Here is a 20330-nt window from a genome sequence, read left to right on the forward strand (position 1 = left end):
CCTAGTGGGGCGCCGCCGGGCGGGGACGTGCCTCAGTGGAGCCGGTCGACCAGCGCGCCGAGCGCGCGCCGGTCCACGAGATCCGGGTCCGTGCCGGTGCCCAGGAAGAGCGCGACCTCGCGTGCGAACGCGATCCCGGGTGCGGGCGGGGCGGTGAGCAGGTCGGCCTGCGCCTCCGGCGCGTCGGCGCCGCGCGTGTGGCGGATCACGGGGGCGTGCCGCGCGTCGCGGTCCGTCATCACGTGCACGAATCCGCCGACGGTGACTTGGGGCAGGGCCTGCTGCCACGCCATCATCGCGGGGCCGAGCAGCGGCGGGGCCACGGGGCGGCCCCGGGAGCGCAGGTCCGCCCCGTCCCAGGTGTAGGTCCCTTCCGGGACCATGACGGAGCCGATCAGCGCCAGGCGGTGGCCGCACAGCACCGCGTGGTCCACGTCGAGGTGCCGTCCCCAGCGCCCGCCCAGCCGCAGCCCGGTCAGGACCCGGGCGGCCGGCAGCGCGTCCGCCACGTGGCGCAGCAGCACGTCGAGGGTGCGGGCCTGCCGCAGCACCCGGTGCTCGTCCGGCAGGATCCCGCGCGGCCGCGGCGCCCCGTGGACGCGTTGGCTCGATCGCGGCAGGTCCAGCACGGTCGGGTCCGCCTCCGCCTCGCCGGGCGGGGGTTCGTAGCGCACGGGGCGGTCGGCACGTCCGCCGGGTCCGGACCGTCCCGACGGTCTCGCCCGCCCTGATCCGGCCGTCGCGCGGGGGCTGCGGGCACCGACGTCCGGGACGGGCAGTGAGAGGTCGTACCGGCGCCGGGCCTCGGCGTCGCCGAGCAGGTCCCACGCCCGCGTCACGGCCCGGAAGGCGGCGGGGTCGCCGCCCACGTCGGGGTGCGCGGCCCGGGCCGCGCGGCGGTAGGCCCGCCGGACCTCCTCGGCCGTCGCGTCGCGGGGCACGCCGAGGACCTCGTAGGCGGTGCGGTGCTCCTCGGCCGCGCTCACGGCGTGGGATCCGGGCCGGGGGAGGCGTGCCGCTCGTGGTGCAGGCGCAGGAACAGCATGCCGTCGTCGTGGAGCACCTGGACCAGCTGCAGCCGGGCGGGGAGGCCGGGGCCGTCCTCACCGGTCAGGACGCGGCCGGCGGCGGGTCCGGCCAGCAGCGGCGCCACGGTGAGGTGCACCTCGTCCACGAGGCCGGCCGCCGCGAGGCTGCCGAACAGGCGCGGTCCGCCCTCGCAGTGGACGACGCGGGCGCCGCGCGCGTGCAGGGTGGCCACCACGGTCTGGGGGTCCACGTGCTCCTCGCCGACCGCCAGCACGTCCGCGTGCGCGGCCAGCGCCGCCGCCCGCTCCGGTTCGGCCGCGAGGGCGGCCCGGGACGTCAGGATCCAGGGGCGCACCGGGGCGGCCGTGAAGAACGCGGACTCCAGGTCCAGGTCCAGGCTGCCGCTGACCACGGCCACGGGCGGGTCCGCGGGCCCGCCGGCCTCCGCGCGTCGACGCCGGTCCTCCTCGGACAGCAGCGCTCCCTCGTAGCCCTCGGCCCGGATGGTCCCGGCCCCCACGAGCACGACGTCGGCGTCGTGCCGGGACAGCGAGAGCAGCCGCTGGTCCGCGGGGGAGCCGAGCCCGCCCGCACGGCCGTCCAGGGTGGCCGCACCGTCGGCGGAGGCGATGAACACGACGCGGACCCAGGGTCCGGGGCCGGTGTCCTCGGCCGCCGGGGCCGCGAGGGCGGCGCGGAGGGCGTCGTCGTCCAGGCCGGGGCCGGTCTCGGTCAGCCGTCTCATGCCCGCCCCCGCGGTGGGCGCGGTGTCCGGCCAGGGTGCTGCGGTCCGGCGGCGGGTTCTCCGCCCCCATGTTGTGGACCAGGCGCGCCGGCTGACGCCACCCGAACACGCACTCGAGCATGCGGGCCGCCGAGACGGAGGCGTCGGCGTCGTGCATGCGCAGGATCCGGGCGCCGCCGTACACGCAGGCCGCGGCCGCGGCCAGCGAGCCGGGCAGCCGCTCGTGCCGGTGCCGGTCCAGGCTCTCGCCGATGAAGTCCTTGTTCGAGACCGCGGCCAGCACGGGCAGCCCCAGGGCGGCGATCTCGTCCAGCCGCCGCGTGATCTCGAGGGTGTGCCGGGTGTTCTTGTTCAGATCGTGGCCGGGGTCCACGATGATCCTCTCCTCGGGGACGCCGAGCGCCACGGCCCGGTCGACGGTGCGCCGCAGGTGGTCGCGGACCTCCCTGAGGACGTCGCCGTAGGTCGGCCGGGGGACCACGGCCCGGGGTCCGTGCACGTGGGCGAGGGAGTGGGTGACCACGAGGTGCGCGCCCGCGGCGGCCACCACCCGGCCCAGGTCCGCATGGAACAGCCCCGTGGTGTCGTTGACGACGTCCGCCCCCGCGGCCAGGGCCGCCTCGGCCACGGCCGGCTGGAACGTGTCCGCCGAGAGGATCAGCCGGCGCGACGCCTCGGACGACCCGGCCCCGTCCCCGCTCCGCAGGGCCGCGATCAGGGGGACCACCCGCGCCGCCTCCTCGGCCGGGTCAAGCTCCGCCCCGGGCGCGAACGGCACGCCGCCGACGTCGACCCACTCGGCTCCGGCGTCCGCCGCGGCGTGGGCCTGGGCGAGGGCGTCCTCCAGGACGGCGCCGGCGCCGTCGTCATAGAAGGAGTCCGGGGTGCGGTTGACCACGGCCATCGTGACGATCCGGCGGCGGAAGTCGATCTCGTGGTGGGCGAACCGGTGCACCGGGTGGACGAGGGGGACGGAGGGGGTCGGCACCCGGCCATTCAACCACCGGCGCCGCACAGTGACAGTGCGCCCCGGGAGGACTATGCTTCCCTCCCGTGGCATCCACCTCGTCGCCGCGGGTCGGCCCGCGCCGGCCCCGCATCCGTCCGACCCAGCTCGTGGTCGGGTCCTTCCTCGTCGCCATCGTGACGGGCACCGGCGCACTGCTGCTGCCCGCCTCGTATCAGGGCCGCGCGCCCACCCCGTTGGAGGCTGCGTTCACGGCGACCAGCGCCACCACGGTGACGGGCCTCGGCGTCGTGGACACCCAGACGTTCTGGACACCCCTGGGCCAGGTCGTGATCCTCGCGCTCATCAAGCTCGGTGGCCTGGGCGTCATGACGTTCACGTCGCTGCTGGGGCTGGTGATCCTCCGGCGGCTCGGCCTCACCCAGCGCCTCGACGCCGCGGCCTCCACCCGGGCCGAGGGGATCGGGGACCTGCCCCGGGTGCTGCGGGCCCTGATCCTGTACTCCACGGCCGTCGAGGCCTCGGTGGCGCTGCTGCTGAGCCTGCGCTTCTGGCTGGGCGCGGGAATGTCCCCGGGCCAGGCACTGTGGCAGGGGGTCTTCCACGCGGTCTCCGCATTCAACAACGCCGGGTTCGCGCTGTTCAGCGACAACCTCATGGGCTTCGTCTCGGACCCGTTCATCTGCCTGCCGATCGCGGCGGCGATCATCTTGGGCGGCCTGGGCCTGCCGGTCGTGCTGACCCTGCGGCGAGACCTGCGCCGACCCGAGCGGTGGAACCTCACGGTCCGGCTCGTGCTCGTGGGCACCGCGGTGCTGCTGGTGGGCGGCACGCTCATGTACCTCGTCCTCGAGTGGTCCAACCCGCGGACCCTGGGCGGTCTGGACCCGGCCTCGCGCGTGCTCGCGGCGTTCTTCCAGTCCGTCACGACCCGCACCGCCGGCTTCAACACCCTGGACTACGGGCAGATGCACCCCGTGACGCTCTTCGCCACCGACGTGCTCATGTTCATCGGCGGCGGCCCCGCCGGCACCGCCTCGGGCGTGAAGATCACGACGGCGAGCGTCCTGCTGTTCATCGTGCTCGCGGAGATCCGGGGGAGGGCGCCGTCCATGCGTTCGGCCGCCGGCTCTCCCGGACCACGCACCGCGAGGCGATCACCGTGATCATGCTCTCCGCGACCGCGATCGCCGTCGCCACGATGGCGCTCATGGGCCTGTCCTCGTTCACGACCGACCAGATCCTGTTCGAGTGCGTGTCCGCGTTCAGCACGGTGGGCCTGTCCACCGGCATCACCGCCCAGCTGCCGCCGGCCGCGCAGGGCATCCTGATGCTCCTCATGTTCGTCGGCCGCATCGGCCCCGCCACCGTCGCCGGCAGCCTGGCCCTGACCGACCGCACCCGCCACTTCGAGTACCCGAAGGAGAGACCCCTCATTGGCTGATCTCACCCGTTCCCTGTTCGCCCCCCGCCGGGGCGACCGCCCCACCGTGGCCGTCCTCGGGCTCGGCCGGTTCGGCTCAGGGGTCGCCCGCGAGCTCATGGAGTCCGACTGCCACGTGCTGGGGGTCGACGCCGATGCCGAGGCCGTCCAGGCGCTCAACGGCCGGCTGACCCACGTCGTCCGCGCGGACAGCACGGACGAGGAGGCGATGCGCCAGCTCTCGGTCCACGAGATGGACCACGTCGTCGTCGCCATCGGCGGCGACCTCGCGGACTCGATCCTCACCGTCTCGCTGATGCGGCGGTTCGGGACGCACCAGCTCTGGGCCAAGGCCAATGACGACCGCCACGGCGAGATCCTGCGTCAGCTCGGCGTGGAGCACGTGGTCCACCCGGAGCGGGACATGGGCCGCCGCGTGGCGCACCTGGTCAGCACGTCCTTCCAGGACTTCGTCGAGGTCGAGCCGGGCCTGGCCATGGTCCGGGCCACGCCGCCGTCGCGCCTGCTGGGCAGGGACCTGCGAGCCACCGGGCTCGCGGGGGAGCGGGGCATGCGCGTGGTCGCGGTCCGCAGCCGCGGCACGTGGCTCTACCCGCCGAGTCACTACGTCCTCGAGCCCGAGGACACGATCCTCCTGGTGGGCCCGACCCGCGACGTCGAGCGGTTCCTCGCCCGGGACTGATCCGGGCACATCCGGCGCGGCTCCTAGACTGGCCGGGTGACCACCCCGGACCGCGTGCACCTGGACCACGCCGCCACCACGACGGTGCGCCCCACCGCGCTCGCGGCCCTGGCCGAGGCGGCCGCGCTGCCGGGCAACCCGGCCTCCCTCCACGCCTCCGGCCGCCGGGCCAAGCTGCACCTCGAGGAGGCGCGGGAGCGCATCGCCGCGGCGCTCGGGGCGCACCCCCGAGGTGATCCTCACGTCCGGGGGCACCGAGGCGGACAACCTCGCCGTCCAGGGGCTGTACCGGGCCCGCCGCGCGGTCGCGCCGGAGCGCACCCGGATCGTGCTGACCGGCATCGAGCACCACGCGGTCCTCGACGTGGTGGACTGGCTCGCTGCGCACGAGGGTGCCGAGCCGGTGCTCGTCCCGGTCGACGACGACGGGCGGGTCGACCTCGCCGCATGGGGGGCCGCGCTGGCGGCCGCGCCCGAGCGGACCGCCCTGGCCACGCTGATGTGGGCCAACAACGAGATCGGCACGGTCCAGCCCGTCGCGGAGGCCGCCCGGCTCGCGGCCGACCACGGGATCCCGTTGCACACCGACGCCGTCCAGGCCCTCGGGGCGGTGCCCGTGGACTTCGCCGCGTCCGGGGCCGCGACCCTGGCCGTCTCGGGGCACAAGGTCGGTGCCCCCGTGGGTGTCGGCGCCCTGTTCGTGCGCCGGGACGTCACCCTGGAGGCCGTGGTGCACGGCGGCGGTCAGGAACGCCGCCTGCGCTCGGGCACGGTGTCGGTGGCGCTGGCCGCCGCGCTGGCGGCCGCCGTGGCGGAGGCCGTCGCGGAGCAGCCCGCCGAGGCCGCCCGCCTGGGCGGGCTGCGGGACGAGGTGATCGCCGCCGTCGACGCCCTGGACGGGGTGCGCCTGACCGGGCCGCGGGACCTCGACCCGGCGACGGGGGAGCCGCTGCCGCCGGGGACGCGCCGACTGCCCGGCAACGTCCACATCACCGTGCCGGGCCGGACGGCGGACGCGCTGCTGTTCTCCTTCGACATGGCCGGACTGGACACCTCGTCCGGGTCGGCGTGCACCGCCGGGGTGGCCGAGCCGTCGCACGTGGTCGCGGCCCTGCCGGGGCGGACGGAGGCCGACGCGCGGGCCACCCAGCGGTTCACCCTCGGCCGGACGACGACGCTGGCCGAGACGGCCGCGCTCATCGACGCGCTGCGGACGCTGCTGGGGCCGGGCGTCTAGACTGGAGCGCCCGTCCGTCGTCGAGAGAGGAGTCCGCCCGTGAAGGTCCTGGCCGCCATGTCCGGGGGAGTCGACTCCGCCGTCGCCGCGGCGCGTGCCGTGGACGCCGGGCACGACGTCGTCGGCGTCCACCTGGCCCTGTCCCGCATGCCCGGCACCCTGCGCACCGGCTCGCGTGGCTGCTGCACCATCGAGGACGCCTCGGACGCGTGGCGCGCGTGCGAGCGGCTCGGCATCCCCTTCTACACGTGGGACTTCTCCGAGCGGTTCGCGGAGGACGTCGTGGACGACTTCGTGGCCGAGTACGAGGCCGGCCGCACGCCCAACCCGTGCATGCGCTGCAACGAGCGCATCAAGTTCGCGGCGCTGCTCGAGCGCGCCCTCGAGCTGGGCTTCGACGCCGTCTGCACCGGCCACTACGCCGCCGTGCGGCCCGGTCCGGACGGCTCGCTGGAGCTGCACCGCGCCGCGGACGACGCGAAGGACCAGTCCTACGTGCTCGGCGTGCTCACCGCGGATCAGCTCGCCCACTGCCTCTTCCCGCTCGCGGACACGCCGTCCAAGGAGCTCGTGCGCGCCGAGGCGGCCGAGCGCGGCCTGTCCGTGGCGGCGAAGCCGGACTCCCACGACATCTGCTTCATCCCGGACGGCGACACCCGCGGCTGGCTCGCCGAGCGCATCGACCTCGCCCCCGGCCCCATCGTCGACCCGGAGGGGCAGGAGCTCGGCACCCACGCGGGCGCCCAGGCGTTCACGGTCGGCCAGCGCAAGGGCCTGGCCATCGGCCGTCCCGCGCCCGACGGCAAGCCCCGGTTCGTGCTCGAGGTGCGGCCGAAGGAGAACACCGTGGTCGTCGGCGGGCGCGAGCTGCTCGACGTCGACCGCATCACCGGCATCCGCCCGTCCTGGGCCGGCGCCCCGGTGCCCGAAGCCCGCACGGGCGCCTGGTTCGACTGCGCGCTGCAGTTCCGGGCCCACGGCGAGATCGTCGAGGCCCGCGCCCGCCAGCGCGCGGACGCGGCGGGGCACCCGGGGTGGGAGATCGAGCCGGCGCGCCCCCTGCGCGGGGTGGCCCCCGGTCAGACGGCCGTCCTGTACCGGGGCACCCGCGTGCTCGGCCAGGCCACCATCGACACCGCCCGCAATGCCCGGCTGTCCGCCCCCGCGGATGCGTAGGCTTCGGCCATGAGCCCGGACTACGACCCCCACGCCAGCTCGCTGCCCGGCACCGCGGACCCGGCGGTCCTCGACGAGCTCTTCGCGATCCGCGGCAGCATCGACAACATCGACGCCTCGCTCGTCTACCTGCTGGCCGAGCGGTTCAAGTTCACGCAGCGGGTCGGCGCGCTGAAGGCCCGGCACGACCTGCCGCCCTCGGACCCCGGACGTGAGGCCGCCCAGATCGCGCGGCTGCACCGACTCGCGCTCGAGGCGGACCTCGAGCCCGCGTTCGCCGAGAAGTTCCTGAACTTCATCATCGCCGAGGTCATCCGCCACCACCGCGCGCTGGCGGCCGAGGGCCGGCCGGACGCCGAGGCGGAGCCGGGGGAGAGCCCCGGGGACGCGGATGACTGAGGCCGCCCACGACGACGGCGCCACCGGCCCCGTCGCCCTCGGCGGCACGCCGTGGCGCGGCACCGACGTCGCCGAGGCGCAGCTCGTCACGCTCGGCGAACTCGGCGCGGACCACTGGCCGGTGCTCCCCGAGCTGCCCGATCGCGGACCCGGCGCCGACGCCACCGGCCGCTCGGCCGCCCTCCTGCAGGAGCTGGCCGTCGACCTGCAGCCGCACGGCTGGCGGGTCAGCCCGCCCGGGGCCGCCGGCTCCGGCCGTGACCGACGCCGCGCCGTCTCCCTCTGGCACGAGGACGCGCACCGCTGGGCGGACACCGCGGGGGCCGAGGGCGCCGTCGTCGAACGTCTGGCCGTGCGGGTGCGCGGCCCGCTCAGCCTGCTCGCCGGCCTCTGGCTGCCCGGGGAGAGCGCGTCCTCGGCGACCACGGCGCGCGCCGCGACGTCGCCGAGTCCTATCTCGCGGGGCTGCAGGATGCCCTGCCCCGCCTCCGGAGGGCCACCGGCGCGGCCCGCCTCGGCGTCGTCGTCGACGAGCCGTGGGCGGCGGCCGTCCTCGCCGGGACCCTGCCCACCGCGAGCGGGTACCGCACCGTCCGGTCGCTGCGGCGCGAGGAGGCCCGCGGGCTGTGGCGCGCCGCCCTCGACGGGCTCACCGCCCTGCCCGACGTCGCCCGGGTGTGGCTCGCGCCGGGCCGCCGGGCCGCCTCCCCGGGGGCCGAGCTGCCCGGGCCCGCCGCGCTGGCGACGCTGACGGGAGAGTCCCTGCCCAGGCCCGACGCAGCCGCGGACGCGCCCGCTCCGGCCCCAGTTTCCCTCGTGGTGGGGGTGGGCGCCCTCGACGACGGCGCGGACGGCACACCCGGCACCCGCGAGGCGTGGGAGGCGGCGGCGGGCTGGGCCGACATCGGGCGCGGGCTGACGCTGGCCCCCGAGCCGGGCGTGCGTCCGGTCGACGTCGTCCGCACGTGGGAACGGCTGGGGGTGGACCCCGGACGCGTGGGCGACGTCGGCCTCACGGCGGCGGGGTCGCACGACCCCGCCGTGCTCCGCACTCTGCGGCGGGACGCGGAGGAGCTGACCGCACGGCTCGCCGAGCTGCGCGGCTGAGCCGGCGCCCCGACAGACCAGGGCGACCTCCGGCGTCGTCCGCCGGGGACGGGCCCGCCCGGCGGGTATCATCGGGCTGATCCTGAAAATTTCCTGTGCCCGGGGCCGGTCCCGCCCGCGGCGCCGGGGGGAGCGCTGACGAGGAGGTCAGGATGGGCAAGGCCAAGATCCTGGTGGTGGACGACGACGAGGCGCTGGCCGAGATGATCGGCATCGTCCTGCGCAACGACGGCTTCGAGCCGACGTTCGCCGCAGACGGCACCTCCGCACTGCCCGCGTTCCACCGCGAGCGCCCCGATCTGGTGCTGCTGGACCTCATGCTCCCCGGCATCGACGGCATCGAGGTCTGCAAGCTCATCCGAGCCGAGTCGGACGTGCCGATCGTGATGCTCACGGCCAAGTCGGACACGGCGGATGTGGTGCGCGGCCTCGAGTCGGGTGCGGACGACTACGTGCCCAAGCCGTTCAAGCCCGCCGAGCTCGTGGCTCGCGTCCGGGCGCGCCTGCGTGAGGGGGAGGCCAAGCCGGCGGAGGTCCTGCACATCGGGGACCTCGAGATCGACGTGGCGGGCCACCAGGTCACCCGCGCCGGCGTCGGCATCGCCCTCACCCCGCTGGAGTTTGACCTCCTCGTGGCCCTCGCCCGGCGGCCGCGCCACGTCTTCACTCGCGAGATGCTCCTGGAGGAGGTCTGGGGCTACCGGCACCAGGCCGACACCCGGCTCGTGAACGTCCACGTCCAGCGCCTGCGCTCCAAGGTCGAGCCGGATCCCGAGAACCCGTGCGTCGTGCTGACCGTCCGCGGCGTCGGGTACAAGGCCGGCCAGGGCTGAGCGCATGACCGTGTCCGGCCCGGATGTGAGCGCGGCCCCGGCGGCCGAGTCCGGTGCCGAGCCGGTCGAGCCCGCCGCCGCCCGCCCACGGTCGTGGGGCCCCGGCCCCGCGTGGCGTGCGCTGCGCCGCCGGTGGCGTCGGTCCCTGCGGCTGCGCACGGCGGTGCTCGCGGCCCTGCTCTCGATCCTCGCGGGCCTCGTGGTCGCCGCGTTCCTCACGCAGCAGATCACCCAGGCCCTCTTCGAGGCCCGCTACGAGCAGGTCCAGTCCGAGGCACGCCGTGGCCTGAGCCAGGTGCGCGAGACGTTCGCGCAGACCACCGCCACGGACGCGCAGAGCACGGACGTGCTGGTGACCCAGACCCTGCGCGCCCTCGAAGGCGACTCCGGCACGACGATCCGCCGCCGCTACCACCTCGCCCCGCTGCCGGACTCCGAGTCCGCGTACGTGGGGACGATCTCCTCCGCCGGGCTCGATCCCGCGGTGATCCCCCAGGAGCTGCAGGACGCGGTCGCCTCCGGGCCGGGCGTGTACGACGCGAGCGTGGCGCTGCCGAACCCCGGCGGCGGCACCCGGCCCGGCCTCGTGTTCGGCGCCCAGGTGGTGCTGCCCCCGGGTGCCACCTACGGGCTCTACCTCGTCTACGACCTCGCGGACGTCCAGAGCTCGCTCGACTCGGTGCTCGGGGTGCTGCTGGTGTTCGGCGTCGGCTTCCTGGTGATCAACGTGCTGGTCTCGTGGTGGGTCTCGCGGCATGTGACCCTGCCCGTGCAGCAGGCGGCCCGGGCGGCCGAGTCCCTCTCGAGCGGCAACCTGGCGGTGCGGATGCCGGTCGACGGTGAGGACGAGATGGCCCGCCTGGGCATGTCCTTCAACCGGATGGCGGACAGCATCCAGGACCAGATCGGCCAACTCGCCCAGCTGTCCCAAATGCAGCAGCGGTTCGTCTCGGACGTCTCCCATGAGCTGCGCACGCCGCTGACGACCGTGCGGATGGCGGCCGACGTGCTGTACGGCTCACGCGAGGACTTCGACCCGGTCAGCCGACGCTCGACCGAGCTGCTCTACCACCAGGTGGACCGCTTCCAGGCCATGCTCGCGGACCTGCTGGAGATCACCCGGTTCGACGCCGGCGCCGCCACCCTCGCCCTCGAGGCCACGGACATGCTCGAGCTGGCCCGCGACGTCGTGCTCACCTCTCAGCCGCTGGCCGATCAGATCGGCGTGCCCGTGTACGTGGTGCCCATGGACCGGGACCGCGCCGACGGCCACGTCGCCTGGGTCGACCCGCGGCGCATCGAACGGATCCTGCGCAACCTGGTGAACAACGCGATCGAGCACGCCGAGGGCCGGCCGGTGGACGTGCTCGTGGCGGCCGACGAGGAGGCCGTCACGTTCGCCGTCGTGGACCACGGCATCGGCATGAGCCCCGAGCAGGTGCAGCGCGTGTTCGACCGGTTCTGGCGTGCCGACCCTGCACGCAAGCGCACCACCGGCGGGTCCGGACTGGGTCTGGCGATCGCCACCGAGGACACCCGGCTGCACGGCGGCCGGCTCGAGGCGTGGGGCGAGCTGGGGGAGGGGTCCACCTTCATGGTGACCCTGCCGCGGGCGCCGCGCCCGGCCGCGCAGGGCGCGGAGGCCCCCGAGCCGATCGGCCGCTCCGTGCTGCCCATTCCGCCCCGCTACAGCACGGCGGACCGCCGGTACGCCGATGACCTGTCCCGGCCCGTCCCGCAGGAGGCGGACGCCGACGCCGTCGGCACGGTCGCGGACGTCGCCACGGCGGCCCCGCCGTCCGCGCGCCAGGCCGAGCAGGCCCTGACCGCACCGACCCGGCCGGTGCGCGTGGTCCCTGCGGAGGATCCCGCCCACGGGCCGGCCACCGGGGACCCGACCGGCGATGACCCGGCCGAGGAGGCCCGATGACCACCGTGGATCCGCAGCCGCCCCGCCCGCCGCGGCTCGCCGTCGTCGGCGTGATCGTCGCCCTGATGCTCGCCCTCAGCGGCTGCACTCAGATCCCCCAGAGTTCCGAGGTGCGCAGCGCGGACCCGGTCGACTGGGCCACCGCAGACGCCGACGCGCCGCAGTTCCATCCGCCGGGACCGGCCGAGTCGGACACGGCGGAGGAGGCCATCCGGGGCTTCCTGCTCGCGGGCACGAGCCCGCAGGACGACTACGCGGTGGCGCGCGAGTTCCTCGACGGGCCCGCGGCCACCCAGTGGACGCCCGGGCAGCGCACCCTCGTGTACTCGGCGGAGCCGCGCATCACCCGGGGCGACGGCGCCGGGGACTACCAGATCCAGGTCGAGGTCGACTCGGAGATCGACGAGTACGGCCTGCGGACCATCGCGCCGCCGGGGACCACGCGGGCCTGGGCCGTCACGGTGCAGGAACGGCCGCAGGGCATGCGGATCACGTCCACGGAGAACGGCACGCTGCTCTCCCAGGCGCAGTTCGGACAGCTGTTCGCCCCGCACGAGCTCGCCTTCTACGACACCGCGAAGCGCTACGTCGTGCCGGACGTGCGGTGGTTCGTCAATCGGGGCACCACCGTGACCGCGGTGACGCGAGCGCTGCTGCGCGGGCCGGCACCGTATCTGGCCGGGGCGGTGGACACGGCCTTCCCGCTGCGCACCGGCACCGACCTGGCCGCACCCACGGTGCCCGTCGACGACGACGGCGTGGCCCACGTCGACCTCACCCAGGCGGCCGCCGAGGGGGCCGACGCCGACCGGCGGCACCGCATGCGGGAGCAGCTGGAGCTGACCCTGACGGGCCTCCAATCGGTCAAGGAGGTCGAGGTGACCGTCGCCGGCGCCCAGCTGTCCACGTCGGGAGACGACGGCCCCGCCCCGGTCCAGACCGACCCCGCCGTCGGCTCAGTCCAGGTGGGCATCGACACGGCGACGGGCGGACTCGTGTACGTGCAGGGGACCAGCGTCACGCCGGTGGGCGGCGCCCCGGACGTCACCGCGCTCGATCCGGTCCGCCCGACCATGTCCGGCGACCGCAGCCGCTTCGCGTTCGTCACCCGTGACCGGACGGCGGTCCACGTCGCCGGCACGGACGGCTCCCTGCGGGAGGTGCTGCGCGGCACCGGGCTCACCGTCCCGTCGCTGGACCTCCTGGGCTGGGTGTGGGCGGCCGACCGGGGCACGACCTCGCGGATCCGCGCCGTCTCGGCCCAGCCCGGCGGGCAGGAGCGCATCGTGACGGCCACCTGGCTGCGCCCCGGCGAGCGGATCGTCGACCTGCGGTTGGCCCGGAGCGGGGCCCGGGCCGCGATGCTCGTCGACGACGGCCAGCGGACCACCCTGCGCGTGTCCGGCGTCGTGCGCGGTTCGGACGGGGTGCCGAACGCCCTGACCGAGCCGATCCTGCTGCCCTCCTCCGGGTCGGAGGACTCGGTGGAGTGGGCCGGCGACACGAACCTGCTCGTCTCGGCGTACGCCGCGAAGCCCGACGAGCGCGTGGTGCCGCGGATCGTCTCGGTCGATGGCACCGTCCGGGAGCTCAACCCACTGGGCGGCCTGCGGGGGATCTCCGCCGGCGACGACGGCGCCTATTACGCGGAGACGGAGGAGTTCGTGTTCCTGCTGGTGGGCTCCTCGTGGCGGGCGCAGGAGCTCGACCGCGGGGTACGCGACCTCTCGTTCCCGGACTGAGCCGGGCCGGCGCCGGGCGCCCATCGTCCATTCCTGCACAGCCGCCCCGTCCCGCACAGTGGCCCGCCCCGGCGCCCGGACGGCGGTGGCGTGCGGTGGACTCATCGCCATGCATTCCCCGCCGTCCTCCCCGTCCCCGGCGTTCGGCGCCCTCGGTCGGGCCCTGGCCGACCTGGTCCTGCCCGCCGAGTGCGCGGTGTGCGCGGCGCCGGGCCACCGGCTCTGCCCGGCCTGCGCGGAGGGACTGACCGCCGCCCTGTCCCGGCCCTTCCGGGCGGAACAGGACGCCCCGGCCCTGCCCGTGGGCCCCGGCGGCGCTCCCCTGCCGGTGATGGCGGCCGGCCGCTACGCAGACCCGCTGGCGGCCGCCGTGCTCGCGTTCAAGGACCATCACGCGCTGCACCTGCGCGGCGTGCTGGGCGAGGCCCTCTGCCGGACCGTCGCCGCGGCGCGCCTCGAGCCGGACCTGCCCGGGGCACCGCACGCCCTGCTCGTTCCGGTCCCGGGCGGCGCGGTCGGATTCCGACGGCGCGGCTACGACCCGCTCGCCGAGCTCACCCGGGCGCTGCCGGCGCCGTGGCTGGTCTCCGACGCCGTCCGCGCTCGGCTGCTGCCCCGCGCGAGCACACTCCGGGGCGGCGGCCCGTCCCATGCGGGCACCGGGGCGGGCCAGCGCCGCCGGCGGGCCCGGGACTGGCGCGTCCTCGCCGCACGGCTGCCGGCCGGCGCGCCCGTCCTGCTCGTGGACGACGTCCTCACCACCGGCGCCACCCTCGCCGCGCTCGCGGAGGCGGTGCGCCGCGCCGGCGGGCACCCCGTCGGGGCCGTCGTGCTCGCGGCGGTGGCCCCGCCGCGGGACCCCGCCGAGCCTGGCCCCCGGCCAGGCCCCCGGGTAGGGTGAACGGCACGGAATCGCCCCTACGGTTCCCGTCCTGCCGACGGCTGGAAGGAGGTCGCCCCCTCGGACCCGACGCCCCCCTGCGGACGCGACACCGAGGCGCACCTCCCTCCCGAGGCCGGACCCGTGAGAGTCGGACCAGGAGGACGCCATGACCATGGATGTCAGCTACATCGCCCGCAACATCAGCCTCTCGGAGAGCTTCCGCGACCACGTCGTCGAGCGCACCGAGCGCCTCCAGCGGCTCGCCGAGGGCGCCGACACGCTCGAGGTCCGCGTGACGAAGGAATCCCACCACAAGCACTCAGACGAGGCGGTCCGCGTGGAACTGACGGTCCGCGGCCCGCGGGACGTCGTGCGGGCTGAGGCCGCCGCGGACGACGAGCTGGCAGCCTTCGACAAAGCCGCCGCCCGACTGACCGAGCGCCTGCGGCGCCTGCGCGACCGGCGCAAGGACCGTCGCCGCGGCAAGCTCGGCGCCTCCCGCGGCGCGGGCGAGGTCGGCTTCGTGCCACCGCTGCCGCCGTCGGGCGCCGCGCTGGCCGCGGAGGACGCCTCCGCGCAGGACGCCCCCGAGGCGGGCACCCCGGTGCGCATCCGGCAGAAGGCGTTCCCCGCGACCCCCATGAGCGTGGACGACGCCGTGGACGCGATGGAGCTGGTCGGCCACGACTTCTACCTCTTCCAGAACGCCGAGACCGGCGTGCCCTCCGTCGTCTACCGCCGCCGAGGCTGGAGCTACGGCGTGATCCGCCTGGACGAGTCCCTCCCTCAGGATCACGTCTCCGCCTCCGAGGGGGAGCAGGCATACCAGACGCGGGAGGACTGACCGCCCCGCCGACGTCGACCACGACCTGCTGACGCCGCGACGCCCCTCCCTCCGGGACGGGCGCCGCGGCCCGTCCGGACTCGGCCCGTACACTGTCCCGGAGACCGCGCCACGGCCGCGCGCGAGGGGCATCCCGTCCCGCCCCGGCCACACCGCAAGGGAGCAGAGAACCAGTGCCTTCGATCATCGACCGCGTCCTGAAGATCTCGGACAACCGCGTCCTCAAGCGCATGCAGGCCACGGTGGACGCCGTGAACCTCCTCGAGGACGACTTCCGGGCGCTCAGCGACGCGGAGCTGCGTGCCGAGACGGACACGCTCCGGGCCCGGCATGCGGACGGCGAGTCGTTGGACCTGCTCCTGCCGGAGGCCTTCGCCGCGGTCCGCGAGGCCGCGGGACGCACGCTCGGCCAGCGGCACTACGACGTCCAGCTGCTCGGCGGCATCGCGCTGCACCAGGGCAACATCGCGGAGATGAAGACCGGCGAGGGCAAGACCCTCGTGGCCACCGCTCCGGCCTACCTCAACGCGCTGTCCGGCAGGGGCGTGCACGTGGTGACGGTCAACGACTTCCTCGCCTCCTACCAGGCCGACCTCATGGGCCGCGTGTTCCGCTTCCTCGGCATGCAGACGGGCGTCATCGTGGCGGGCCAGACCCCGGCCGTACGGCGCGAGCAGTACGCCGCGGACATCACCTACGGCACGAACAACGAGTTCGGCTTCGACTTCCTCCGCGACAACATGGCCTGGTCCCTCGACGAGCTCGTGCAGCGTGAGCACCACTACGCGATCGTCGACGAGGTGGACTCGATCCTCATCGACGAGGCCCGCACCCCGCTGATCATCTCCGGCCCCGCCCAGGGCGAGGCCAACCGGTGGTACGGCGAGTTCGCCCGGCTGGTGCGCCGCCTCGAGGCGAACACGGACTACGAGGTGGACCACAAGAAGCGCACCGTCGGCATCCTCGGCCCCGGCATCGAGAAGGTCGAGGACCACCTCGGCATCACGAACCTGTACGAGACGCAGAACACCACGCTCATCCAGTTCCTGAACAACGCGGTCAAGGCCAAGGAGCTGTTCAAGCGGGACAAGGACTACGTGGTCCTCGACGGCGAGGTGCAGATCGTCGACGAGCACACGGGCCGCGTGCTCAAGGGACGCCGCTACAACGAGGGGCTCCACCAGGCCATCGAGGCCAAGGAGGGCGTGGAGGTCAAGCCCGAGAACCAGACGCTGGCCACGGTGACCCTGCAGAACTACTTCCGCGGCTACGAGAAGCTCGCCGGCATGACGGGCACCGCCGAGACGGAGGCCGCCGAGTTCACGTCGACCTACGGCCTCGGCGTCGTCGTGATCCCGCCGAACCGGGAGCCACAGCGTGTGGACCGCAACGACGTGGTGTACAAGAACGAGAAGGTCAAGTTCGACGCCGTCGTCGACGACATCGCCGAGCGGCACGCGAAGGGCCAGCCGGTCCTGGTGGGCACCACCTCCGTGGAGAAGTCCGAGTACCTCTCCACGCTGCTGGCCAAGCGCGGCATCCGCCACGAGGTCCTGAACGCGAAGAACCACGCCCGCGAGGCCGCCATCGTGGCGCAGGCGGGCCGCCCGGGCGCCGTCACCGTGGCCACCAACATGGCCGGCCGCGGCACCGACATCATGCTCGGCGGCAACGCCGAGTTCACGGCGGTGGCCCGCATGCAGGAACTGGGCCTCGACGCCGCCGAGGACCCGGAGGCGTACGAGGCCCGCTGGCCCGAGGTGCTGGCGGAGGCCGAGGCCGCCGTGGAGGACGCGCACCGCGCGGTCATCGAGGCCGGCGGCCTGTACGTGGTGGGCACCGAGCGCCACGACTCGCGCCGCATCGACAACCAGCTGCGCGGTCGTTCCGGCCGTCAGGGCGACCCGGGCGAGTCCCGGTTCTACCTCTCCCTCACGGACGAGCTCATGCGCAACTTCAACCCGGGCGTGGCCCAGCGGATCATGAACAGCCCGTCGATCCCGGACGACATGGCGCTCGAGTTCGGCTTCGTCTCGAAGGCGATCCAGAACGCGCAGGCGCAGGTCGAGGGGCGCAACGCCGAGCAGCGCAAGAACGTGCTCAAGTACGACGACGTGATGAACCGCCAGCGCGAGGCCATCTACACGGACCGCCGTTCCATCCTCGAGGGGGAGGACCTGCAGGACCGGGTGCGCCGCTTCGTGGAGGACGCCGTCGGGAACATCGTGGACGCGGCCACCGAGGAGGGCCACGCCACCGACTGGGACCTCGACCAGCTGTGGCGGGACCTGGCAGAGCTCTACCCCGTGGGCATCTCGCAGGAGGACGTCCTCGACGAGGTCGGCGGCCGGGGCCGGCTCAAGGCCGAGGTCCTCAAGCGCGAACTCGTCTCCGATGCGCTCCTGGCGTACGAGGACCGGGAGGCGCAGGTGGGGTCCGAGGCGCTGCGGGAGGCGGAGCGTCGCGTGGTGCTCGCCACCATCGGGCGCCGCTGGCAGGAGCATCTCTACGAGATGGACTACCTCAAGGAGGGCATCGGGCTGCGCGCGATGGCCCAGCGCGAGCCCCTCGTGGAGTACCAGCGCGAGGGCTACACGATGTTCCAGAACATGCTCGCCGCCATCCGCGAGGACGCCGTGCGCACGCTGTTCCAGGCGCAGATCAGTGCGGCCCCCGCGCCGACGTCGCTGCCCGGCGTCCAGGACGCCCGCGCCGTGACGATGGCCCCGCAGATCTCCGTGGAGGGCATCGACGCCCCGCAGCAGCCGGCGCAGCTGCGTTTCACCGGTCCGTCCGAGGACGGGCAGAGCGCGGTCACCCGCAGCGGCACGGACTCCGGCGCCACGGTCGCGGCGGGCACGAACCGCCGCTCCCGCCGTCAGGCGGAGCGCCGCGGCCGCCGCGGCTGACCGGCATCCCGCCACGACGCAGGACGAGGGCCCGCAGACCTCCAGGTCTCCGGGCCCTCGATCGTCGGTCCGACGGGACGATCCGGCTCAGCCGATCTCGACCGACGTCACCTTCCACCGGCTGAGCCGCCGCTCGAGTCGGAGCGCGAAGGCCCGGGCCCGGCCCTCCCACAGCACCGTCGCGCTGGCCTCCACCCGGCCGGGCGCGACCTCGCACACGCGGGCACCCACCGGGCGGGGTGCGGACGCGGGCGTCCGGGGCGGGACGGCCGCGGAGGGCCGTCGACCGGGCCCGGTCGGCGCGACGGCGCCCAGCAGCTCCATGCGACGGGTCAACTTGTCCAGGACCTCGGGCGAGAGCCAGGCGGAGAGGTCCCGCAGGGCACGGCGGCCCGTCTCGACCTCGACGCAGGCGACGGCGATCACGGCGGCGAGCGAGCGGACGCGGCGCAGCTCCTCGCGCCCCTGTTCGGTGCGGGCCCGCCGGGCGATCTCCTCACCGCGGGGCAGGACTGCGGGGCTGTGGGCGGGCCCGTGGAGGAGGGTGTCGGCGGTGCGCCGGTCGGAAGCGGCGCGGGGGCGGGTGGCGAGGGTGGTCATGGCGGTCTCCTGAGGACGAGGCGAAGCGGGGGAGTGCAGGGTCGTGGATGTCATGGCCGTGGTCCGTCCACGCCGGCGTGCGGGGTGAACACGGGGGAGGTCAGCACGGTGCCGGGCAGCAGCAGGTGCGGGTCGTCGCCGATCACCCGTCGGTTGGCCTCGTACCAGCGGCGCCAGCGGGCGTCGATCTCTCGGGGGGTCGCGTCCGGGCCGAGCTCGGCGGCGGCGAGGTGCCACAGGCAGTCGCCGCGCCGGACGGTGACGGTCGGGTGGTCCGGATCCGCACGGCCGGTGCCGGCGCCCGGTGGGGCCGGCGCCGGGGGCCGGGGCGTCCACGCGGCGTCCGGCGCCGGGGCCTCGACGCCGGTGGCGTGCGCAGGCACCGCAGCCACGGTCCAGGAGGCGTCCGGCACGGGATGAGCCGCGTCCGCCCACGCGGCCGGTGCCGCGAGCAGCTGGGCACCGACGACGGCGCCTGCCACGCGTCCGAGCAGGGCGGGAGTGAGGCTCCGGCCCAGGCGGGCCCAGGCCGGCCGACCCGCGCGGCGCCCCAGCGCGACGAGCGCCAGCCCGATCAGGCCCACCGCCCACCATGCGAGCAGTCCGAGCCCGGCGAGACCGGCACCGAGGCCCAGCACGCGGGTCAGTTCCGCCCCGGGCGCGCTGGTGCCCGTCTGCAGCAGCGCCGCGGCACAGGCGAGCAGACCGGGACCGGCCAGAAGCAGGACGGTGAGGCCGACGGCGTCCGCCGCGTCGACCGGACGGGTCGGGGCCGGGCCGGCCGGTGATGTCGAGCGCTCCATGGATTCCCCTCCTGTGCGTCCGTCCGGCCGGGATCCCGCGATCAGGCCGGTGATGATGATCACAGTGAACTGCACGGGCCGATAGGTGTCAAGAGTGATGTTTGATGATGTTTGATGACGACCGATGTCCGGCGCTGAGCCTCCTATGCTGAGCGCATGCGGTGGAACGGACTCTTCGACGACCTGGAGGCGCACTGGGCCGACCTCGGCTGGCAGGAGACGGTGGCCGAGGCCGCGGAGCTGACCCGAGCGGAGTGGATGGCGCTGTCCCTGGCCGACCGCCTGCGCGGAGCTCGAGGGCGGCAGGTCCGGCTGCACCTGGCCTGGGGCGAGGTCGTGGACGGCGTGGTGCACACGGTGGGCCAGGGCTGGGTCGGCGTGCACGTCGACGGCTCGGGGTCGGCGATCGTCGCGGTGGACTGCGTGGCGGCCGTGGAGGCCGACCTGACCCGGGCCGCGGTCGCGCCCGAGCTCGCCGCGGCCGGCTGGGGGACGGTGCTGCGCGGCATCGCGCGGACGCGCCAGCCGGTGGCGGTGACGGGGCGCCTCGGCGCGGCACTGGCAGAGGGCACCGTGGACCGGGTCGGCGGCGACCACCTCGACATCGCCCGCCACCCGCGGGACGAGGCCCGGCGGGCCGCCGCCGTCCGCGGGCGGCTCGTCATCCCGTTCGGGGCGCTGGGGACGGTCCGGACCGCGCTGCGCCCCGCCTGAGCAGACCGTGTGGGCTCAGCGGGCCTGCGCGTCCGCCTCGGTCCACTCCCGGACGCGGGCGCGCGTCACTTCCTTCTGACGCTCCACGTAGTCCTCGAGCCAGGACACCTCGATGCGCCACTGACCGCGGCCCCCGACCTGGATGGCCTGCAGCTCACCCGAGCGGACCAGGGCACGGGCGGCCTGACCGGAGATGTTCAGGGTCTCCGCCACGTCGGTCAGGGTGAGAAAGCGCTGCACGGTGCTCCTTCGGTCGAGGCGTCCAGGACGGTCGCGGGCGGCCCAC

Annotated in this window: 18 protein-coding genes and 2 pseudogenes; 14 read left to right on the forward strand and 6 right to left on the reverse strand. The window is 75.0% G+C overall.

Annotated features, from left to right (window positions below):
• Nucleotides 1-32 precede the first annotated feature (32 nt).
• The 3 genes and pseudogenes from POD19_RS07350 to folP all read right to left on the reverse strand — a co-directional run.
• The gene (locus tag POD19_RS07350; RefSeq protein ID WP_340309407.1) at nucleotides 33-986 is read right to left on the reverse strand and encodes a J domain-containing protein; all 954 of its coding nucleotides are present in this window, start codon (nucleotides 984-986) and stop codon (nucleotides 33-35) included.
• Nucleotides 983-1774: a pyrimidine reductase family protein gene (locus POD19_RS07355; protein WP_340309408.1), complete on the reverse strand. Its 792-nt coding sequence runs from the start codon at nucleotides 1772-1774 to the stop codon at nucleotides 983-985. Before POD19_RS07355 ends, POD19_RS07350 begins: the two co-directional genes overlap by 4 nt.
• Nucleotides 1775-1784: 10 nt before the next feature.
• Nucleotides 1785-2762: pseudogene (gene folP / locus POD19_RS07360) on the reverse strand (dihydropteroate synthase); the annotation flags it as partial.
• Between the two features lie 65 nt (nucleotides 2763-2827).
• On the opposite strand from folP, the gene POD19_RS07365 reads away from it, so the two are divergent.
• The 13 genes and pseudogenes from POD19_RS07365 (at nucleotide 2828) to secA (ending at nucleotide 17927) form a co-directional block, all read left to right on the forward strand.
• The gene (locus POD19_RS07365) at nucleotides 2828-3907 is read left to right on the forward strand and encodes a TrkH family potassium uptake protein (RefSeq protein WP_340309409.1); all 1080 of its coding nucleotides are present in this window, start codon (nucleotides 2828-2830) and stop codon (nucleotides 3905-3907) included.
• Between the two features lie 2 nt (nucleotides 3908-3909).
• The gene (locus tag POD19_RS07370) at nucleotides 3910-4185 is read left to right on the forward strand and encodes a potassium transporter TrkG (RefSeq protein ID WP_284144257.1); all 276 of its coding nucleotides are present in this window, start codon (nucleotides 3910-3912) and stop codon (nucleotides 4183-4185) included.
• Nucleotides 4178-4867: a potassium channel family protein gene (locus POD19_RS07375; protein ID WP_036315984.1), complete on the forward strand. Its 690-nt coding sequence runs from the start codon at nucleotides 4178-4180 to the stop codon at nucleotides 4865-4867. The genes POD19_RS07370 and POD19_RS07375 overlap by 8 nt, the downstream gene beginning before the upstream one ends.
• 36 nt (nucleotides 4868-4903) lie before the next feature.
• Nucleotides 4904-6104, forward strand: a pseudogene (locus tag POD19_RS07380) (cysteine desulfurase family protein).
• Between the two features lie 39 nt (nucleotides 6105-6143).
• Nucleotides 6144-7280 (forward strand): tRNA 2-thiouridine(34) synthase MnmA, encoded by a 1137-nt coding sequence (mnmA, locus tag POD19_RS07385; protein ID WP_036315990.1) that lies wholly within the window; start codon nucleotides 6144-6146, stop codon nucleotides 7278-7280.
• A gap of 9 nt (nucleotides 7281-7289) precedes the next feature.
• Nucleotides 7290-7679, forward strand: a complete 390-nt coding sequence (locus POD19_RS07390; RefSeq protein WP_060974202.1) for a chorismate mutase — start codon at nucleotides 7290-7292, stop codon at nucleotides 7677-7679.
• Between the two features lie 675 nt (nucleotides 7680-8354).
• Nucleotides 8355-8786, forward strand: a complete 432-nt coding sequence (locus POD19_RS07395) for a hypothetical protein (RefSeq protein ID WP_340309411.1) — start codon at nucleotides 8355-8357, stop codon at nucleotides 8784-8786.
• 152 nt (nucleotides 8787-8938) lie between these two features.
• A complete protein-coding gene (mtrA, locus tag POD19_RS07400) occupies nucleotides 8939-9619 on the forward strand; it encodes an MtrAB system response regulator MtrA (protein ID WP_060974204.1) in 681 nt (226 codons plus the stop codon).
• A gap of 4 nt (nucleotides 9620-9623) precedes the next feature.
• Complete coding sequence (gene mtrB / locus POD19_RS07405; RefSeq protein WP_144818724.1) at nucleotides 9624-11549, forward strand: MtrAB system histidine kinase MtrB; 1926 nt, start codon at nucleotides 9624-9626, stop codon at nucleotides 11547-11549.
• Nucleotides 11546-13291 carry an LpqB family beta-propeller domain-containing protein gene (locus tag POD19_RS07410; protein ID WP_144818725.1) on the forward strand — a complete coding sequence of 582 codons (1746 nt, stop codon included), beginning with the start codon at nucleotides 11546-11548 and terminating at the stop codon, nucleotides 13289-13291. The genes mtrB and POD19_RS07410 overlap by 4 nt, the downstream gene beginning before the upstream one ends.
• A 109-nt stretch (nucleotides 13292-13400) precedes the next feature.
• A complete protein-coding gene (locus POD19_RS07415; RefSeq protein WP_049147327.1) occupies nucleotides 13401-14192 on the forward strand; it encodes a ComF family protein in 792 nt (263 codons plus the stop codon).
• A 148-nt stretch (nucleotides 14193-14340) separates the two neighbouring features.
• On the forward strand, nucleotides 14341-15018 hold the full coding sequence (gene hpf, locus POD19_RS07420; protein ID WP_036316002.1) for a ribosome hibernation-promoting factor, HPF/YfiA family: 678 nt from the start codon (nucleotides 14341-14343) through the stop codon (nucleotides 15016-15018).
• A 173-nt stretch (nucleotides 15019-15191) separates the two neighbouring features.
• On the forward strand, nucleotides 15192-17927 hold the full coding sequence (gene secA / locus POD19_RS07425) for a preprotein translocase subunit SecA (RefSeq protein WP_049147323.1): 2736 nt from the start codon (nucleotides 15192-15194) through the stop codon (nucleotides 17925-17927).
• Between the two features lie 87 nt (nucleotides 17928-18014).
• Here the strand turns inward: secA and POD19_RS07430 are convergent, their stop codons facing one another.
• Both POD19_RS07430 and POD19_RS07435 read right to left on the reverse strand, forming a co-directional pair.
• A complete protein-coding gene (locus POD19_RS07430) occupies nucleotides 18015-18527 on the reverse strand; it encodes an Rv3235 family protein (RefSeq protein ID WP_049147321.1) in 513 nt (170 codons plus the stop codon).
• 50 nt (nucleotides 18528-18577) lie between these two features.
• Nucleotides 18578-19330, reverse strand: a complete 753-nt coding sequence (locus tag POD19_RS07435; protein ID WP_044659782.1) for a LysM peptidoglycan-binding domain-containing protein — start codon at nucleotides 19328-19330, stop codon at nucleotides 18578-18580.
• Nucleotides 19331-19486: 156 nt separating this feature from the next.
• Between POD19_RS07435 and POD19_RS07440 the strand changes: the two genes are divergently transcribed.
• The gene (locus POD19_RS07440; RefSeq protein WP_049147319.1) at nucleotides 19487-20044 is read left to right on the forward strand and encodes a hypothetical protein; all 558 of its coding nucleotides are present in this window, start codon (nucleotides 19487-19489) and stop codon (nucleotides 20042-20044) included.
• A 15-nt stretch (nucleotides 20045-20059) separates the two neighbouring features.
• On the opposite strand, the gene POD19_RS07445 is transcribed toward POD19_RS07440, so the two are convergent.
• Nucleotides 20060-20284, reverse strand: a complete 225-nt coding sequence (locus POD19_RS07445; RefSeq protein WP_049147317.1) for a helix-turn-helix domain-containing protein — start codon at nucleotides 20282-20284, stop codon at nucleotides 20060-20062.
• Nucleotides 20285-20330: the final 46 nt, after the last annotated feature.

The organism is Micrococcus sp. GPGPB33, assembly GCF_037853785.1.
GTDB classification, from domain to species: Bacteria; Actinomycetota; Actinomycetes; order Actinomycetales; family Micrococcaceae; genus Micrococcus; species Micrococcus luteus.

Excerpts from the sequence above, each read along its gene's own strand:
- POD19_RS07355 (WP_340309408.1), bottom strand. The coding sequence starts at position 1,774 with ATGAGACGGCTGACCGAGACCGGCCCCGGCCTGGACGACGACGCCCTC.
- POD19_RS07370 (WP_284144257.1), top strand. The coding sequence starts at position 3,910 with ATGCTCTCCGCGACCGCGATCGCCGTCGCCACGATGGCGCTCATGGGC.
- POD19_RS07390 (WP_060974202.1), top strand. The coding sequence starts at position 7,290 with ATGAGCCCGGACTACGACCCCCACGCCAGCTCGCTGCCCGGCACCGCG.
- mtrA (WP_060974204.1), top strand. The coding sequence starts at position 8,939 with ATGGGCAAGGCCAAGATCCTGGTGGTGGACGACGACGAGGCGCTGGCC.
- mtrB (WP_144818724.1), top strand. The coding sequence starts at position 9,624 with ATGACCGTGTCCGGCCCGGATGTGAGCGCGGCCCCGGCGGCCGAGTCC.
- POD19_RS07410 (WP_144818725.1), top strand. The coding sequence starts at position 11,546 with ATGACCACCGTGGATCCGCAGCCGCCCCGCCCGCCGCGGCTCGCCGTC.
- POD19_RS07415 (WP_049147327.1), top strand. The coding sequence starts at position 13,401 with ATGCATTCCCCGCCGTCCTCCCCGTCCCCGGCGTTCGGCGCCCTCGGT.
- hpf (WP_036316002.1), top strand. The coding sequence starts at position 14,341 with ATGACCATGGATGTCAGCTACATCGCCCGCAACATCAGCCTCTCGGAG.
- POD19_RS07430 (WP_049147321.1), bottom strand. The coding sequence starts at position 18,527 with ATGACCACCCTCGCCACCCGCCCCCGCGCCGCTTCCGACCGGCGCACC.
- POD19_RS07435 (WP_044659782.1), bottom strand. The coding sequence starts at position 19,330 with ATGGAGCGCTCGACATCACCGGCCGGCCCGGCCCCGACCCGTCCGGTC.
- POD19_RS07440 (WP_049147319.1), top strand. The coding sequence starts at position 19,487 with ATGCGGTGGAACGGACTCTTCGACGACCTGGAGGCGCACTGGGCCGAC.